Origin of the sequence: Citrobacter amalonaticus (genome assembly GCF_001559075.2) — a bacterium.
Classification (GTDB): Bacteria; Pseudomonadota; Gammaproteobacteria; order Enterobacterales; family Enterobacteriaceae; genus Citrobacter_A; species Citrobacter_A amalonaticus_F.
Genome location: NZ_CP014015.2, coordinates 4572329 through 4590717 on the forward strand (window position 1 = coordinate 4572329; position 18389 = coordinate 4590717).

At 55.0% G+C, this 18389-nt stretch carries 15 protein-coding genes and 1 other annotated feature; of the genes, 8 read left to right on the forward strand and 7 right to left on the reverse strand.

The features are described 5' to 3' along the window. Positions 1–264: 264 nt before the first annotated feature. Positions 265–1239, reverse strand: coding sequence for an HTH-type transcriptional regulator CysB (gene cysB, locus AL479_RS22040; RefSeq protein WP_043000536.1), 975 nt, complete (start codon positions 1237–1239; stop codon positions 265–267). A 216-nt stretch (positions 1240–1455) separates the two neighbouring features. Next, on the reverse strand, positions 1456–4053 hold the full coding sequence (gene topA / locus AL479_RS22050; protein ID WP_061077672.1) for a type I DNA topoisomerase: 2598 nt from the start codon (positions 4051–4053) through the stop codon (positions 1456–1458). A 395-nt stretch (positions 4054–4448) separates the two neighbouring features. Between topA and AL479_RS22060 the strand changes: the two genes are divergently transcribed. Then, positions 4449–4700, forward strand: a complete 252-nt coding sequence (locus AL479_RS22060) for a YciN family protein (protein WP_042318668.1) — start codon at positions 4449–4451, stop codon at positions 4698–4700. Between the two features lie 50 nt (positions 4701–4750). On the opposite strand, the gene sohB is transcribed toward AL479_RS22060, so the two are convergent. Next, a complete protein-coding gene (sohB, locus tag AL479_RS22065; RefSeq protein ID WP_061077673.1) occupies positions 4751–5797 on the reverse strand; it encodes a protease SohB in 1047 nt (348 codons plus the stop codon). A gap of 214 nt (positions 5798–6011) precedes the next feature. Between sohB and AL479_RS22070 the strand changes: the two genes are divergently transcribed. Both AL479_RS22070 and cobO read left to right on the forward strand, forming a co-directional pair. After that, complete coding sequence (locus AL479_RS22070) at positions 6012–6773, forward strand: YciK family oxidoreductase (RefSeq protein WP_061077674.1); 762 nt, start codon at positions 6012–6014, stop codon at positions 6771–6773. Further along, entirely contained in the window at positions 6770–7360 is a 591-nt protein-coding gene (cobO, locus tag AL479_RS22075; protein WP_061077675.1) for a cob(I)yrinic acid a,c-diamide adenosyltransferase, read from the forward strand. The genes AL479_RS22070 and cobO overlap by 4 nt, the downstream gene beginning before the upstream one ends. Positions 7361–7562: 202 nt before the next feature. On the opposite strand, the gene rluB is transcribed toward cobO, so the two are convergent. The 3 genes from rluB to rnm all read right to left on the reverse strand — a co-directional run bounded on the left by rluB (position 7563) and on the right by rnm (position 10037). Continuing rightward, positions 7563–8438, reverse strand: coding sequence for a 23S rRNA pseudouridine(2605) synthase RluB (rluB, locus tag AL479_RS22080; RefSeq protein ID WP_043000531.1), 876 nt, complete (start codon positions 8436–8438; stop codon positions 7563–7565). A 100-nt stretch (positions 8439–8538) separates the two neighbouring features. Then, positions 8539–9159, reverse strand: a complete 621-nt coding sequence (locus tag AL479_RS22085; RefSeq protein ID WP_061077676.1) for an L-threonylcarbamoyladenylate synthase — start codon at positions 9157–9159, stop codon at positions 8539–8541. Continuing rightward, positions 9156–10037 (reverse strand): RNase RNM, encoded by an 882-nt coding sequence (rnm, locus tag AL479_RS22090; protein WP_061077677.1) that lies wholly within the window; start codon positions 10035–10037, stop codon positions 9156–9158. The genes AL479_RS22085 and rnm overlap by 4 nt, the downstream gene beginning before the upstream one ends. A 158-nt stretch (positions 10038–10195) precedes the next feature. Next, positions 10196–10290: a sequence feature (Trp leader region), on the forward strand. A 23-nt stretch (positions 10291–10313) separates the two neighbouring features. Between rnm and trpE the strand changes: the two genes are divergently transcribed. Genes trpE through trpA form a run of 5 tightly spaced genes read left to right on the forward strand, consistent with a single transcriptional unit; the run spans position 10314 to position 16843 of the window. After that, positions 10314–11876 (forward strand): anthranilate synthase component I, encoded by a 1563-nt coding sequence (gene trpE, locus AL479_RS22095; RefSeq protein ID WP_061077678.1) that lies wholly within the window; start codon positions 10314–10316, stop codon positions 11874–11876. Then, positions 11876–13471 (forward strand): bifunctional anthranilate synthase glutamate amidotransferase component TrpG/anthranilate phosphoribosyltransferase TrpD, encoded by a 1596-nt coding sequence (gene trpD / locus AL479_RS22100; RefSeq protein ID WP_061077679.1) that lies wholly within the window; start codon positions 11876–11878, stop codon positions 13469–13471. Before trpE ends, trpD begins: the two co-directional genes overlap by 1 nt. 3 nt (positions 13472–13474) lie before the next feature. Beyond that, positions 13475–14833: a bifunctional indole-3-glycerol-phosphate synthase TrpC/phosphoribosylanthranilate isomerase TrpF gene (gene trpCF / locus AL479_RS22105; protein ID WP_061078046.1), complete on the forward strand. Its 1359-nt coding sequence runs from the start codon at positions 13475–13477 to the stop codon at positions 14831–14833. 10 nt (positions 14834–14843) lie between these two features. Next, positions 14844–16037 (forward strand): tryptophan synthase subunit beta, encoded by a 1194-nt coding sequence (trpB, locus tag AL479_RS22110; protein WP_061077680.1) that lies wholly within the window; start codon positions 14844–14846, stop codon positions 16035–16037. Beyond that, entirely contained in the window at positions 16037–16843 is an 807-nt protein-coding gene (gene trpA, locus AL479_RS22115) for a tryptophan synthase subunit alpha (RefSeq protein WP_061077681.1), read from the forward strand. Before trpB ends, trpA begins: the two co-directional genes overlap by 1 nt. A gap of 36 nt (positions 16844–16879) precedes the next feature. On the opposite strand, the gene AL479_RS22120 is transcribed toward trpA, so the two are convergent. Beyond that, positions 16880–18343: a GGDEF domain-containing protein gene (locus AL479_RS22120; protein ID WP_061077682.1), complete on the reverse strand. Its 1464-nt coding sequence runs from the start codon at positions 18341–18343 to the stop codon at positions 16880–16882. Between the last annotated feature and the right edge of the window lie 46 nt (positions 18344–18389).

The window sequence follows — 18389 nt, forward strand, 5'->3', positions numbered from 1 at the left end:
GAGACAAATCCTAATGAAACTTTAGTCAAAAATCCAGTGAATTTACGAATCGTTTCCAGTGAATAAATCAATCTTTTGATCGAAAATAAATATTTGGAATGGGAAATTTGCGAGGCGGGGAATAAGACACTACTTTATGGCTGATTATCCATAATTCTTATGCGGGAATTATTATTACGCCAGCCTTAATAAAACCAATGGCGACTTAATTAAAACTTTCGGTATCCCCTGCGAACAAAAGATACCGACCGTTTTCTGTGACGATTACTTTTCAGGTAATTTTATATCTTTGAACATCTCTTCAATTTCTTCGTTCGAGCGCAACGCCACGGCGGTATCCACCACGTCACGCGTCAAATGCGGCGCAAAACGTTGAATAAAATCATACATGTAACTACGCAGGAACGTGCTGCGACGAAAACCGATCTTCGTCGTGCTGTGGCTGAAGACATCATGTGCGTCCACGCGAACCAGATCCGGGTCGGACAGCGGATCGACGGCCATGCTGGCAATCACCCCTACTCCTAAGCCTAAACGTACGTAAGTTTTGATCACATCCGCGTCGGTCGCCGTAAACACGATACGTGGCGTCAGACCTGCGCGGTTAAAAGCGGTATCCAGTTCAGAACGCCCCGTAAAACCAAAGGTGTACGTCACCAGTGGATACTGCGCCAGCTCTTCAATGGTCACCGACCCTTTATTGGCCAGCGGATGCTCAGGCGTCACCACAATCGAACGATTCCAGTGATAGCATGGCAACATGACCAGATCGTCATACAGATGCAGCGCCTCGGTCGCGATGGCAAAATCGGCATTACCTTTTGAAACCGCCTCGGCAATCTGCGTGGGCGATCCCTGGTGCATATGCAGCGACACGCGCGGATAGCGCTCAATAAAACCTTTAATCACATTCGGTAGCGCATAACGCGCCTGGGTATGCGTCGTCGCAATATAGAGAGAGCCTTTATCCGGCCAGGTATGCTCACCAGCAACCGACTTTATCGCATCCACTTTGGAGAGCACTTCGCGCGCAATGCGGATAATCTCCTGACCTGCCGGCGTCACCTGAGTCAGATGCTTACCACTACGGGCAAAGATCTGGATGCCAAGTTCATCTTCCAGCATGCGGACCTGCTTACTGATACCCGGTTGCGAGGTGTAAAGGCCTTCCGCGGTGGAGGAGACGTTAAGGTTGTGATTCACCACCTCAACAATGTAGCGAAGCTGCTGTAATTTCATGTTAAACCATCCAGATTAGCGCCATCAGGTCATCGTTTCAGAGCAGGCAGTGATGCGCTGCTAATACGATTTAATAATAAAAAAGCTGTTAACTATAACCACTATATCATTAATAACCGGGCTGTATAGCGGTGAGTAAAAAATAATAAGCCCGCTATAAACACAAAAAAAGGGCCGCTTACGCGACCCTCTTCAGAACAACAACACCGTGGGCGGTTACTTCTTGCCTTCGACCCATTTACCCTCAACAAAGAAGGCGGACCAGCCGGTCGCTTTCCCGTCTTTTTCAGCGGCAACATACTGCTGCTTGGTCTTACGGCTAAAACGCACCAGCGTTTTATTGCCTTCCGGATCCTGTTGCGGCGCATCGGCCAGATAACGCAGTTTTTCCGGCAGACGGTCACGGAAGCGGAACAGCTCTTCCACCAGCGGCGCGCGCGTCTCACGGGATTTCGGGAAAGTATTGGCGGCCAGGAAGACCCCGGCAGCGCCATCACGCAACACGAAATACGCATCCGATTTTTCACACGGCAACTCGGGCAGTGGAACCGGATCTTCTTTCGGCGGCGCAACTTCACCGTTACGCAGGATCTTACGGGTGTTTTTACACTCGTCGTTGGTACATGCCATGTACTTACCGAAACGCCCCATCTTCAGGTGCATCTCAGAGCCACATTTTTCGCACTCGACGATCGGACCGTCATACCCTTTGATACGGAATTCGCCTTCTTCGATCTCATAGCCGTCGCAGGTCGGGTTATTACCACAAACATGCAGCTTGCGCTTCGGATCGATCAGGTAACTGTCCATCGCCGTGCCGCACTTCTGACAACGACGTTTGGCGCGCAGGGCGTTAGTTTCCGCGTCATCACCTTCCAGCACGTTCAGGACTTCGTTTTCCGGCACCAGGTTAATGGTGGTTTTGCAGCGCTCTTTCGGCGACAACGCATAACCCGAGCAGCCAAGGAACACGCCGGTACTGGCGGTGCGAATTCCCATTTTGCGTCCGCAGGTTGGGCAGTCGATGCTGGTCAATACCATCTGGTTCGGACGCATCCCGCCCTCTTCCGGATCTTTCTCCGCTTTATCCAGTTGCTGAGTAAAATCACTGAAGAAGTTATCGAGCACGCCTTTCCATTCGGTTTCGTGATTCGCGACCTGGTCGAGGCTGTTTTCCATCTGCGCGGTGAAATCGTAGTTCATCAGCTCACGGAAATTCTCTTCCAGACGGTCGGTGACAATCTCACCCATTTTTTCCGCATAGAAGCGACGGTTTTCCACCCGCACGTAGCCACGATCCTGAATGGTCGAAATGATCGACGCATAGGTCGACGGACGGCCAATTCCGCGTTTTTCCAGCTCTTTCACCAGCGAGGCTTCGCTGAAGCGCGCCGGTGGTTTGGTGAAGTGCTGAGCCGGGGTCAGTTCAACCAGAGACAGCGCATCGCCTTTATTCACCGCCGGTAGCGTCCGGTCTTCATCGCCTTTACGCAGCGCGGGCATCACTTTCGTCCAGCCGTCGAAGCGCAGAATACGACCGCGCGCCTTCAGACGGAAATCACCCGCGCCAACGGTCAGCGTGGTGGAATCGTACTGCGCCGGGGTCATCTGACAGGCGACAAACTGACGCCAGATCAGCTGATACAGTTTCTGCGCGTCGGCTTCCATATCCTTCAGGGTTTCCGCCAGCACAGAGACGTCGGAAGGACGAATCGCTTCGTGCGCTTCCTGCGAGTTTTCTTTACTGGCGTACTGATTCGGACTTTCCGGCAGGTATTTCTTACCAAAATTATCGCCGATGTAACCGCGCACCATGTTCACGGCATCCTGACTCAGGTTGGTCGAGTCGGTACGCATATAGGTGATGTAACCCGCTTCGTACAGACGCTGCGCCATCATCATGGTCTTTTTCACGCCAAAACCGAGACGCGTGCTGGCCGCCTGTTGCAGGGTGGAGGTGATAAACGGCGCGCCCGGCTTGCTGCTGGTCGGCTTGTCTTCACGTTCCAGAACGCTGTAGCGCGCTTTCTCCAGCAGGCTTACCGCCGCAAGCGTCTGCTCGCGGTTCACCGGACGGAACGGCTTGTCGTTCTGATGGGTCACCTGCAAGGGCAGCGCATCGCCGGAAGGCGTGGTGGTATTCGCGTCAATTTCCCAGAACTCTTCCGGTACAAACGCTTTAATTTCGCGTTCACGCTCAACGACCAGACGCACCGCCACGGACTGAACGCGACCGGCTGACAGACCGCGAGCAATCTTTTTCCACAACAGCGGCGAGACCATATAGCCCACCACGCGATCCATAAAGCGACGCGCCTGCTGAGCGTTAACCCGGTCAATGTTCAGTTCGCCCGGCTTTTCAAACGCCTGACGAATCGCATTCTTGGTAATTTCGTTAAACACCACGCGACTGTAACGCGTGTCATCACCCCCGATCACTTCCCGCAGGTGCCATGCAATGGCTTCCCCTTCGCGGTCAAGGTCGGTTGCGAGATAGATGTGGTCGGCTTTTTCAGCCAGTTGTTTCAGTTCAGAGACGACCTTCTCTTTACCGGGCAGCACCTCATAATGCGCGTCCCAGTTGTGCCACGGGTCAACCCCCATACGGTTGACGAGCGCGCCACGTTCATCCTTTTTGGGCTTTTTAGCCGTTTTGGTGGAGGTAGAGTCGGCGCTCTTTTTAGCTGCTGAGCCACTGGTCGGCAAATCACGGATATGACCGACGCTGGACTTAACCACGTAGTCATTACCCAGATACTTGTTGATCGTTTTGGCTTTTGCCGGGGACTCAACGATGACAAGAGCTTTACCCATATTCACCTTTACCTAATTTGATTCTTCCAGGAATGCGTCGCACGTTGATACACCATCCACTGGCGACGAGCCATGGATATGGTCCCAGCGTCTGCGGATATCAACCCCTTGTACTGACTCTGTACACTAAATAGCCAGGTGACTGAGTTAACAGGTTTTTTCGCACAGAGGCGCTATAGCACGACGGAATTTCGGTCGAATGTCAAGCAAATCTGTTGCCTGGTTGACGAAAGCGTCACACTGTACCTGATAAAATTCGTTACGCAACTTTATTAGCATGCAAAACCAAATCCTGCCAGTCAGCAAAGGTTGACAAACCCTTGTACACACTCAGGGAATATTTGCCCAAAAGAGTCGGTCGGCGTAGACTAATGTCCTTGTTTAAGGAGTAAAAAATGCGCAAAGAGACACAACCTATCGATCGCGAAACGCTGTTGATTGAAGCCAACAAAATCATTCGTGAGCATGAAGATACGCTGGCTGGCATTGTTGCCACCGGTGTGACCCAGCGAAATGGGGTGTTGGTCTTCAGTGGGGATTACTTTTTAGACGAGCAAGGTCTACCAACGCCAAAGAGCACAGCCGTGTTCAATATGTTTAAACATCTGGCGCATGTACTTTCTGAAAAGTATCACCTGATCGATTAAAGCAAAAACGCGAGGCCTGAATGCCTCGCGTTTTTCGTTAATACAGCTTTTTACATCAGCGGTTTTTGTCCGCGCTGCCACCAGCGCAGCAGCAGACGGTCGGCACTTTCCGCGGCACTGCCCGTCACCCGATCCACCAGCTTCTTACGCTGCAGATAGCGAACGTTCAGCACTTCATGTCCTTCCATCAGCCCCAGAATCACCTCGTCGCTGGTGTTGACTTCATCAATGAGTCCTTTCTCCAGCGCCTGCTGCCCGTACCAGTGTTCACCCGTCGCAACCTGATCAATGTCCAGAGATGGACGCATCCGATGCACGAAATCTTTAAACAGATGATGGGTTTCGTTCAAATCTTCGCGAAACTTCTGCCGCCCTTCTTCGGTATTCTCACCCAGCAGTGTCAGCGTCCGTTTGTACTGTCCGGCGGTATGCAACTCGATATCAATATCCTTTCCTTTCAGGAAACGGTTGAAGTTGGGGATCTGCGCGACCACGCCAATCGAACCGACAATCGCAAAGGGGGCGGAGACAATTTTGTCCGCCACGCAGGCCATCATGTAGCCGCCACTCGCCGCGACTTTATCCACCGTCACGGTCAACGGGATTTTCTTATCGCGTAAGCGTTGCAGTTGTGATGCGGCAAGACCGTAGCCGTGGACTACGCCACCCGGGCTTTCCAGTCGCACCACCACCTGGTCCTGCGGTTTCACCACCGCCAGTACCGCCGTCACCTCTTCACGCAGCGAACTGACCTCGTGGGCATCCATACTGCCTTTAAAATCCAGCACCCAGACGCGCGGTTTATCTGACGTGCCGCTGTCGCCCTGTTTGGCTTTCACTTTGGCGGCTTTCGCTTCCAGCTTGTGTTTTTTCTTTTGCGCTTTGTGCCAGAGTTTCTGTTGATGGCTATCCAGCATCGCCATCGCCAGTTCATCCTTCATCTCTTTATATTGTTCGCTGAGGTTGGTAACCCGCAGTTCGCCACGCTGGCGCTTACGTTGGGCAACATTCACGATAATGGTGGCAATCGCCGCGATAGCCAGCACAACAGTCACGATTTTTGCTAAAAACAAGCCATATTCAGACAACAATTCCACACGTTCCACCTTGGTTAAACAACTTAGCGTCAGCTCAGTGTACATCAGGCGTAATGCGTCGTCTCGCGGGATATGCGGATGGATAAAAGTATGACAAAGTGTTCATTTTAGGGCGTTATCGCCGTTGGCTGATTGAAATTGGGTCCTGTTTCAGGCATAAACCCGACACACCAACGAGAAGCAGAGCGACCAGGCATGTCGCCGAGGAGTCCCCATGCATTATCAACCGAAACAAGACCTCCTGCAGGATCGCATTATTCTGGTGACCGGCGCCAGCGACGGCATTGGCCGTGAAGCGGCCATGACCTACGCCCGCTACGGCGCCAGCGTCATTTTGCTTGGCCGTAATGATGAGAAATTGCGCCACGTCGCCGACAGGATTGCCCAGCAAACGGGCCGTCAGCCGCAGTGGTTTACACTCGATCTGTTAACCTGCACCGCTGATGACTGTCATCAACTGGCGCAGCGCATCGGCGGACAATATCCACGGCTGGACGGCGTCTTACACAATGCCGGTTTACTGGGCGACGTCTGTCCGATGATCGAGCAAGACCCGCAGGTCTGGCAACAGGTGATGCAGGTCAACGTCAATGCAACGTTTATGCTGACCCAGGCATTGCTTCCTTTATTACTTAAGTCAGATTCCGGATCGTTAGTCTTCACCTCCTCCAGCGTGGGCCAGCAGGGTCGTGCTAACTGGGGCGCCTACGCGGCTTCTAAATTTGCTACCGAAGGCATGATGCAGGTGCTGGCAGATGAGTACCAAAACCGTCCGCTGCGCGTGAATTGCATCAATCCGGGCGGTACCCGCACTGGCATGCGCGCCAACGCCTTTCCGGCTGAAGATCCGCAAAAGCTCAAAACACCCGCCGATATTATGCCGCTGTACCTGTGGCTAATGGGCGATGACAGCCGTCGCAAAACCGGCATGACCTTCGACGCCCAACCGGGCCGCAAACCAGGAATCGCCCAATGAGTGAAGAACGCTATCAACAGCGCCAGCAGCGCGTGAAAGACCGGGTTGACGCCCGGGTAGCCCAGGCCCAGGACGAACGGGGTATCGTGATTGTCTTTACCGGCAATGGGAAAGGAAAAACCACCGCCGCCTTCGGCACCGCCACTCGCGCAGTGGGACACGGTAAAAAGGTCGGCGTGGTGCAATTCATCAAGGGGACCTGGCCCAACGGCGAGCGTAACCTGCTGGAGCCGCACGGCGTTGAATTTCAGGTAATGGCGACCGGGTTTACCTGGGAGACGCAAAACCGCGAAGCCGACACCGCAGCCTGTCTGGCAGTATGGGAGCACGGCAAACGCATGCTTGCCGATCCGCAACTGGACATGGTGGTGCTGGACGAACTGACTTATATGGTGGCATACGACTATCTGCCGCTTGAAGAGGTGATTAACGCGCTGAATGCGCGCCCGTCTCACCAGACGGTGATCATCACCGGTCGCGGCTGCCATCGGGATATTCTCGAGCTGGCCGATACCGTCAGTGAGCTGCGACCGGTCAAACATGCCTTTGAGGCAGGGGTCAAAGCCCAGATGGGGATCGACTATTAAAAAAGGCCCCTCGGGGCCTTTCTGACCGCTGACAAAGAAGGAAAAAACGTGGTTTTTCCTTCTTTGTGGTTATCAGCCGAAAATCAATAAATTGATTTTCCTGGTTTTTAATAAAGTGATCTTTGCGTGTCCGGTATCGGGATAAAGTTTGTCATCACGCAAAAAGGCCCCTCGGGGCCTTTTTGCATTGCGGAATCGTAGATTAACCGTTGTTATTACGACCGCCAGCACGGCGACCGCCGCTCACCTGGCTGTGGCGTTTCACCGCACGGCGAATCTGATTTGCCTTCATGCGGCGACGATCTTTCTCCACCGCCACTTTCGAGGTGGTTTCCGGCTCCAGCTCCACCAGCTCACGCAGATAGTTGGTCTGGGCAAGATCCAGTTCCGTCCAGCCGCCGCGCGGCAGACCTTTCGGCAGCGGAATATCACCGTAGCGGACGCGAATCAGACGGCTTACCTGCACGCCAACGGCTTCCCACAAGCGACGCACTTCACGGTTGCGCCCTTCGGTCAGGGTGACGTTGTACCACTGGTTGATCCCTTCACCACCGCTGAACTTGATGGTTTTGAACGCCGCCGGACCGTCTTCCAACTGCACGCCACGGCTCAGATCGCGCAGTTTGGCATCGTCAACCTGGCCAAAGACGCGCACCGCGTATTCACGCTCAACTTCACGGCTTGGGTGCATCAGACGGTTCGCCAGTTCACCATCGGTGGTGAACAGCAGCAGACCGCAGGTATTGACGTCCAGACGCCCTACCGCAATCCAGCGCGCGCCGCGCAGTTTCGGTAAGCGATCAAAGACCGTAGGACGACCTTCCGGGTCGTTACGCGTACACAGTTCGCCTTCCGGCTTGTAATAAGCCAGAACGCGACAAATTTGTTCCGCCGACTCTTTCACCGAAATCAGGTGACCATCGATACGAATTTTCAGGCCGGGAGTCACTTCAACGCGATCGCCCAGCGTGGCAATTTTGCCGTCTACACTGACGCGACCTGCTGCAATGATGGATTCAATTTCACGGCGAGAGCCGTGGCCAGCGCGCGCCAGCACTTTCTGTAACTTTTCGCTCATAGAGCTTCCTTTAGCTGTCGCCTTCACAGGCGTCGAACAGGAGAATCAACGGCGCCTCTCAGCGCCATTTTAAGGCCGCGTAGTATACAGAGTTGCGCCCTTATAAGAAAGGTTTAACGTCTCCCACGCCTTCACGCAAGACAACCGGGGAATCATCGGTTAAATCAATCACCGTTGTGGGTTGCTGGCCCAGATAACCGCCGTGGATAATCAGGTCCACCTGTTTTTCCAGGCGATCTTTAATTTCTTCCGGATCGGACTCGGTAAATTCACTGCCTGGCAGCATCAGCGAGGTGGAGAGCATCGGCTCGCCCAGCGCCTGCAACAGTTCGAGCGCGATCGGGTTCGACGGCACGCGCAGACCGATGGTCTTACGTTTTTCCTGCAACAACCGACGCGGCACCTCTTTTGTCCCTTTCAGGATGAAGGTGTAGTTACCCGGCGTATTGTTCTTGATCAGGCGAAAGGCCACGTTGTCGACAAACGAATAGGTCGACAGTTCGGACAGATCGCGACACATCAGGGTGAAGTTATGTCCATCCGGCAACTGGCGAATACGGCAAATCCGTTCCATCGCGCCTTTGTCTTCAATTTTACAACCGAGCGCGTAGCCGGAGTCGGTTGGATACACAATCACCCCACCCTTACGCACAATCTCAACCGCCTGGTTGATCAGGCGCTGCTGTGGGTTATCAGGATGAATATAAAAAAACTGGCTCATACTTCCCTCACTGTGGTGTTCTGCGGCGGCTCCCACGTCTGCCAGACGCCTTCAACGCCTGCCGGCAGCCAGAGCTTGCGGCCCAACTCGATCCACGGACAAGGTTGATGAAAATCAGAACCTTGCGATGCCCATAGCTGATGCTGGCGGGCGAGCGTGGCCAGTTGCGTGCGCTCATTAGGGGACTGTTGGCACTGCGCGACTTCCATCGCATCACCACGATGTTGCGCGAAATACGCCACCAGCCTTTTCAGCCACTTAGCGCTAAGATCATACCGCCCAGGATGGGCCAGTACCGCCTTACCGCCAGAATGATGAATGACATCAATAGCTTGTTCTATTGTACACCACTGTGGCGGAACGTATCCTGTTTTCCCGCGCGCGAGATACTTTTTAAAGACATCCGCCATGGTGGTCGCTTTACCACACTCCACCAGATAGCGGGCAAAATGGCCGCGGGTCACCGCGCCGCCGTCGGCCAGGCGCAACGCCCCTTCCCATGCGCCAGTGATGTGCGCTTTTTCCAGGCGGTCAGCGATAAGACGCGCCCGCTGCTGTCGGCGTTCCGTCTGTTGCGCCAGAAACGCACGCATCGCCGGATTTTCAATATCGATGTTCAAACCCACAATATGGATTTCGTGATTCTCCCAGACTGTAGAGATCTCAACGCCAGGGATCAGATTCAGCGCAAGGCCGGAACGTGAAATTTCTTCGCTTGCCGCGGGAATCGCGGCTGTGGTGTCATGGTCGGTAATCGCCAGCGTGCCTACACGCATCTCGACGGCGCGGTGGACTAACGCTTCTGGCGTCAGTCGTCCATCGGATGCTGTGGTGTGACTGTGCAGGTCATAAATCACTGCATAATTCGTGTCGCTCAAGGCGAACTCCCGTCTCTCAAAAATAGTCTTTCCTGCGCATCATAACGGTTCCGGCAAATTTACTGAAATCAGGTGTTGACAATAACCCATCGAACTAGTTAACTAGTACGAAAGTTCACAAGCAAAAGGGTATCGAAATGAAAGCAACGTTTGTTCTGCACGGTGGGTGGCGCACTTCCTGATTTCGGGCAGTGTATTTCGCGTGTAGATCGCCACCAGATACCCGGCCCGCCAACAGAGCGGGCTTTTTTTTGAACAAAATTAATGAGAATAACCATGCAGACATCAAAACCGACACTCGAACTCATTACCTGCGATGCCGCCTATCGCAAAAACCCGACGGAGTTGTTCCATCAGGTTTGCGGCGACCGCCCGGCAACGCTGCTGCTGGAATCTGCGGATATCGACAGCAAAGACGACCTCAAAAGCCTGTTGCTGGTGGATAGCGCGCTGCGCATTACCGCCATCGGTGACACTGTCACTATTCAGGCCTTAACCAACAATGGTGCCGCGCTGTTGACTTTACTCGATGCCGCACTGCCCGCAGGCGTTGAGAATGAACTGCAGGATGCAGGTCGCGTGCTGCGTTTCCCGCCGGTCAGCCCATTATTAGACGAAGACGCGCGTCTGTGCGCACTCTCAGTCTTTGACGCCTTCCGCCTGCTGCAGGGACTGGTTAACGTCCCGGCGCAAGAGCGCGAAGCGATGTTCTTTGGCGGTCTGTTTGCGTACGATCTGGTTGCCGGTTTTGAAGATTTACCGCAGCTTGAGGCTGGCAACCGCTGCCCGGATTACTGTTTCTATCTGGCGGAAACGCTTGTGGTGATCGACCACCAGAAACAAAGCTCCCGCATTCAGGCCAGCCTGTTTAGCGATAATGACGCGGAAAAACAGCGTCTCACCGCTCGTCTGGCGCGTCTGAGCCAGCAACTGACGGAACCAGCGCCGCCGCTGCCGGTCGTTTCCGTGCCACACATGCGCTGCGAATGTAATCAGAGCGATGAAGAATTTGGCGCGGTGGTTCGCTCAATGCAGAAAGCGATCCGCGCCGGGGAAATTTTCCAGGTGGTCCCGTCCCGCCGCTTCTCACTGCCCTGCCCGTCACCGCTTGCGGCCTATTACGTGCTGAAGAAAAGCAACCCCAGCCCGTACATGTTCTTTATGCAGGACAACGATTTCACCCTGTTTGGCGCGTCGCCGGAAAGTTCGCTGAAATACGATGCCACCAGCCGCCAGATTGAAATTTACCCGATTGCCGGTACGCGTCCTCGCGGTCGTCACGCCGACGGCACGTTGGACCGCGACCTCGACAGCCGCATTGAACTGGAAATGCGCACCGACCATAAAGAGCTTTCCGAGCACCTGATGCTGGTTGACCTGGCGCGTAACGATCTCGCCCGCATCTGTACGCCAGGCAGTCGCTACGTGGCAGACCTGACCAAGGTTGACCGCTATTCTCACGTTATGCACCTGGTCTCTCGCGTCGTCGGCGAACTGCGCCACGATCTCGATGTCCTGCACGCCTACCGCGCCTGCATGAACATGGGCACGCTGAGTGGCGCGCCGAAAGTGCGGGCAATGCAGTTGATTGCCGACGCCGAAGGCCGCCGACGCGGCAGCTACGGCGGTGCGGTCGGTTACTTCACCGCACACGGCGATCTGGATACCTGCATTGTGATTCGCTCCGCGCTGGTGGAAGACGGTATCGCCACCGTCCAGGCGGGCGCCGGTATTGTGCTCGATTCTGTTCCCCAGTCAGAAGCCGACGAAACCCGTAATAAAGCGCGCGCGGTCCTGCGTGCCATTGCCACCGCGCACCACGCACAGGAGACTTTCTGATGGCTGACATTCTGCTGCTCGACAACATCGACTCATTTACCTATAACCTGGCAGATCAGCTGCGTACCAACGGTCATAACGTGGTGATTTACCGTAACCATATTCCGGCTCAGACCCTGATTGAGCGTCTGGCCACCATGAAGAACCCGGTTCTGGTGCTGTCTCCCGGTCCTGGCGTCCCCAGTGAAGCAGGCTGTATGCCGGAACTGCTGACCCGACTGCGCGGCAAGCTGCCGATTATCGGCATCTGTCTGGGCCATCAGGCGATTGTCGAAGCCTACGGCGGCTACGTCGGCCAGGCTGGCGAGATCCTGCACGGCAAGGCATCCAGTATTGAACATGATGGACAGGCCATGTTTGCCGGCCTGACGAATCCGCTGCCGGTTGCCCGCTATCACTCTCTGATCGGTAGCAATATTCCCGCTGGCCTGACCATCAACGCCCATTTTAACGGCATGGTGATGGCTGTTCGTCATGACGCCGATCGCGTGTGCGGTTTACAGTTCCACCCGGAATCCATTCTGACCACCCAGGGTGCGCGCCTGCTTGAGCAGACGCTGGCCTGGGCGCAGCAGAAACTGGAGCCGACCAATACCCTGCAGCCGATCCTCGAAAAACTGTATCAGGCACAGACCCTGAGTCAGCAGGAAAGCCACCAGCTGTTCTCCGCCGTGGTACGCGGTGAACTGAAACCGGAACAGCTGGCTGCCGCTCTGGTTAGCATGAAGATTCGCGGCGAGCATCCGAACGAGATTGCCGGTGCGGCAACCGCCTTACTGGAAAATGCCGCGCCGTTCCCGCGCCCTGACTATCTGTTCGCCGATATCGTCGGCACCGGCGGCGACGGCAGCAACAGCATTAATATTTCTACCGCCAGCGCATTTGTCGCGGCGGCATGCGGCCTGAAGGTGGCAAAACACGGCAACCGCAGCGTTTCCAGTAAATCTGGCTCGTCAGACCTGCTGGCCGCCTTCGGTATCAATCTCGACATGAATGCCGACCGATCGCGTCAGGCGCTGGACGAGCTGGGCGTTTGCTTCCTGTTTGCCCCGAAATACCACACCGGTTTCCGCCACGCGATGCCGGTACGCCAGCAGTTGAAGACCCGTACGCTGTTCAACGTACTGGGGCCGCTGATTAACCCGGCGCATCCGCCGCTGGCGCTGATTGGCGTTTACAGCCCAGAGCTGGTTCTGCCGATTGCCGAAACCCTGCGCGTGCTGGGTTACCAGCGTGCCGCGGTCGTACACAGCGGCGGAATGGATGAAGTCTCCCTGCATGCGCCGACCATTGTGGCGGAACTGCATGACGGCGAGATCAAAAGCTATCAGTTGACGGCGGACGACTTTGGCCTGACCCCTTACCACCAGGAACAGCTGGCAGGCGGTACGCCGGAAGAAAACCGTGACATTCTGACACGCTTACTACAAGGTAAAGGTGACGCCGCCCATGAGGCTGCCGTTGCCGCAAACGTCGCAATGTTAATGCGACTGCATGGTGAAGAAGATCTCAAGGCTAATGCGCAAACCGTTCTCGAGGTCTTGCACAGTGGTTCCGCTTATGACCGAGTCACCGCTCTGGCGGCAAGAGGGTAAATGATGCAAACCGTTTTAGCGAAAATCGTCGCAGACAAGGCGATTTGGGTAGAAGCCCGCAAACAGCAACAACCGCTGGCCAGTTTTCAGAACGCTGTCCAGCCCAGCTCACGTCACTTTTATGACGCCTTACAGGGCGCGCGTACGGCCTTTATTCTGGAGTGTAAGAAAGCCTCCCCGTCTAAAGGCGTGATCCGCGATGATTTCGACCCGGCACGGATTGCCGGGGTGTATAAACATTACGCTTCCGCCATTTCCGTTCTGACCGATGAGAAGTACTTCCAGGGCAGTTTTGATTTCCTGCCGATCGTGAGTAGCATCGCGCCGCAGCCGATTCTGTGTAAGGACTTTATTATCGACCCTTACCAGATTTACCTTGCGCGCCACTATCAGGCCGACGCCTGCCTGCTGATGCTTTCGGTACTCGACGACGAGCAGTATCGCCAGCTTTCTGCCGTGGCGCACAGTCTGAAGATGGGCGTGCTGACGGAAGTCAGCAATGAAGACGAACTGGAACGCGCCATTGCGCTCGGCGCGAAAGTGGTCGGGATTAACAACCGTGACCTGCGCGACCTGTCGATTGACCTGAATCGTACACGTCAACTGGCGCCGAAACTGGGTCAGGGCGTGACGGTGATTAGTGAATCAGGGATCAACACCTACGCTCAGGTTCGCGAGCTGAGCCATTTTGCCAATGGCTTCCTGATTGGTTCCGCCCTCATGGCGCATGACGATCTTAACGCCGCCGTACGCCGTGTTCTGCTTGGCGAAAATAAGGTCTGTGGCCTGACGCGTCCGGAAGATGCCAAAGCCGCCTGCGAGTCTGGCGCGATCTATGGCGGACTGATTTTTGTCCCTTCTTCACCCCGTTTTGTCAGCATTGAACAGGCCCGCGAAGTGCAGTCCGCCGCCACGCTACAGTATGTTGGCGTATTCCGTAATCACGACATCGCCGACGTCTGTGAAAAAGCGACGCAGCTTTCGCTGAAAGCCGTTCAGCTGCACGGGCGCGAAGACCAGGCGTATGTCGATACGCTGCGCGCCGCGCTGCCTGAAAACGTACAGATCTGGAAAGCGCTGAGCGTCGGTGACACCCTCCCGGCCCGCGATTATCAGCATGTCGACAAATACGTGCTGGATAACGGCCAGGGCGGCAGCGGTCAGCGTTTTGACTGGTCGTTACTGCAAGGACAATCGCTGGATAACGTATTGCTGGCTGGTGGTCTTGGCGCGGACAACTGCGTTGACGCGGCTAAAACCGGCTGTGCCGGTCTCGATTTTAATTCTGGTGTAGAGTCACAGCCGGGCATCAAAGATGCACGCCTTCTGGCCTCGGTATTTCAGACACTGCGCGCATATTAAGGAAAAGGACATGACAACATTACTCAATCCCTATTTTGGTGAATTCGGTGGCATGTATGTGCCGCAGATCCTGATGCCGGCTCTGCGTCAACTGGAAGACGCGTTTGTCAGTGCGCAAAAAGATCCCGAGTTTCAGGCCCAGTTTGCCGACCTGCTGAAGAACTATGCGGGACGTCCCACTGCGCTGACCAAATGTCAGAATATCACCGCCGGAACCCATACCACGCTGTACCTGAAGCGTGAAGATCTGCTGCACGGCGGCGCGCATAAAACCAACCAGGTGTTAGGTCAGGCATTGCTGGCAAAACGTATGGGCAAAACCGAGATTATTGCGGAAACCGGCGCAGGCCAGCACGGGGTGGCTTCAGCGCTCGCCAGCGCCCTGCTCGGCCTGAAATGCCGTATCTACATGGGAGCGAAAGACGTTGAGCGCCAGTCGCCGAACGTCTTCCGTATGCGCCTGATGGGTGCCGAAGTCATCCCGGTTCACAGTGGTTCAGCCACGCTGAAAGACGCCTGTAACGAGGCGCTGCGCGACTGGTCTGGTAGCTACGAAACCGCGCACTACATGCTCGGTACCGCTGCTGGCCCGCACCCATTCCCGACCATCGTGCGTGAATTCCAGCGCATGATCGGCGAAGAAACCAAAGCGCAGATCCTCGAAAAAGAGGGTCACCTGCCGGATGCGGTGATCGCCTGCGTGGGCGGCGGTTCCAACGCAATCGGGATGTTTGCCGATTTTATTAATGAGCCAAACGTTGGGCTGATTGGTGTAGAACCCGGTGGTCACGGGATTGAAACCGGTGAGCACGGTGCGCCGTTGAAGCACGGTCGCGTCGGGATCTATTTCGGTATGAAAGCGCCGATGATGCAGACGGATGAGGGACAGATCGAGGAGTCCTACTCCATCTCTGCGGGTCTGGATTTCCCGTCCGTCGGCCCACAGCATGCGTACCTGAACAGCATTGGTCGCGCCGACTACGTGTCGATCACCGACGACGAAGCGCTGGACGCCTTTAAAACGCTCTGTTTGCACGAGGGCATTATCCCGGCGCTCGAGTCGTCACACGCCCTGGCCCACGCGCTGAAAATGATGCGCGAGAACCCGGAAAAAGAGCAACTGCTGGTGGTTAACCTTTCCGGTCGTGGCGACAAAGACATTTTCACGGTACACGATATTCTGAAAGCGCGAGGGGAAATCTGATGGAACGCTATGAAAGCTTGTTTGCACAACTGAACGATCGCAAGGAAGGTGCTTTTGTTCCCTTCGTGACCCTCGGCGACCCAGGCGTTGAGCAGTCGCTGAACATTATCGATGCTCTGATTGAGGCGGGTGCGGATGCGCTGGAGTTAGGGATCCCTTTCTCCGATCCGCTCGCTGATGGCCCGACCATTCAGAGCGCCACGCTGCGCGCATTTGCCGCTGGCGTCACGCCGACCCGCTGTTTTGAGATGCTGGCCGCCATCCGCGAAAAGCACCCGACTATTCCTATTGGCCTGCTGATGTACGCGAACCTGGTGTTCAGCAAAGGCATTGACGCGTTTTACGCGCAGTGTGAAAAAGTCGGCGTCGACTCCGTGCTGGTTGCCGACGTACCGATTGAAGAATCTGCGCCATTCCGTCAGGCCGCATTGCGCCACAACGTTGCGCCGATCTTCATCTGCCCGCCGAATGCCGATGATGACCTGCTGCGCCAGATCGCCTCTTATGGCCGGGGTTATACCTATCTGCTGTCGCGCGCGGGCGTGACGGGCGCAGAAAATCGCGCCGCGCTGCCTTTACATCATCTGGTAGAGAAACTGAAAGAGTACAACGCCGCGCCGTCTTTGCAGGGCTTTGGTATTTCGGCGCCGGATCAGGTTTCCGCCGCCATTGACGCAGGCGCCGCTGGCGCAATCTCCGGTTCCGCGATCGTTAAAATCATTGAAAAGAACGTCGGACAACCTGAGCAGATGTTGGCTGAACTGAAGACATTCGTCAGCGGGTTAAAAGCCGCCACCCGCCGATAAAACACCGGGACCGCCAGACTCGCACTGGCGGTCTCATTATTTGGCCTGCTTCATTTTGTACATCTCGCCATCCGCATACTGAATGGCATCATCAATTCCCTCATTCACTTCGGCAACCCCCCAGGAGATGGAGAGCGGCACCAGCGTGTCCTGCACGATAAACTGATACGCATTGATTTGATGGGCGATACGTTCGGCGATGGCGACCGCATCGGCCGTTTTCGCGTGATACAGTACAATCACGAATTCATCCCCTCCGGTGCGAATCACCAGATCGTCGCTGGTGCGGGTGTTGGACAACATCCGGTTGGCAATGATCTGTAGCGCTCTGTCCCCGGCGACGTGTCCCCAGGTATCGTTAATTGCCTTGAATTTATTGCAATCAACCAGCACCACCGAACAGTCAGAAAGATCCCGCCGCTTGATGATGTCGAGAATTTTACGGTTGAAGCAGCCCGTCAACGAGTCGATGTAGATTTTCAGATCGCTCTCATTCAGCCAGGATTTTAACCCCATCATGATCAGTACAAAGAAGAACGGCGCCATCAGGATCAGCAGCCCCGCCTGAGTGTCATGCATCGCAAACCCGCTGAGCGAGATGGCGTAGTGAATGACATACTTTTCGGAGAGCACCTTGAAGGCGATTTCCGGGCGCTTCTTACACTCCCCCGTCAGACAAAGCGACTGCTGATTCAGAGTATTCACCAGCGAAACGTTCAGTCCGTGCGGCACCTGTCCATCGAAGGCATCGCGTAATGCCTCCTGAAGTTCCGGCTTCGCATGATCGTAAACCAGATAGCCTACGATATGGTCGGAGATCTCATTGCCAGAAAGGTCATAAATATAACTCACGACGCTGAAGGCTTTCTCATCCGTGATTTTATCGTCATAAAAATCCGTAGAGCTTAAGGCTTTCGTTTTGACGTTCTTTTCCAGCAGACGGGTGTAAAAATCGACGGGAGGAAGAAAGAAACTGGAAATATTACGCGCCATCTTCGATGAGTGATAATCAAACGCTTTAGCATCGGCGGGAGTGAACCAGTAAAAATAGCTTGCATCCTCGGCAATAACGTAGCGATGGGCATCGAAATTACCCGGATTAAGCGCGTTCACCCTGCCGCGAATAAACTCAGCGGCGGTATACATACACAACGCGTTTAACGTCGGCTCACGCGCTACCATCGCACCCGTTGCGGAATGAATGCGTTTGCTGTCGGCGTTAATTCCCCAGGCCTCCCCACGGGGAGTCAATTGCGACATCTGGCCGCACTGGCCAGCGCTTTTAATCTGCCGATAGCGTACGCCGGTCGCATCCGCGATCATTTCATTATCATTGAAGATATCGAGCATCCGCGTTTGCAGGCGGTTCATCCCTTCATTGACCGTCGCCAGTCGCTGCTCATAAATAATGAACAGGAAAAGCGACGTAAAAAGCAGCGTGATTAGCGCTGAAATAATAAGTGCCTGTCTGTTTCTTAAACTGTCCTGCACAATTTTCACCAAGGCACCCTGAGCATCAACACGCTGTTATCACTACGGTATTCGA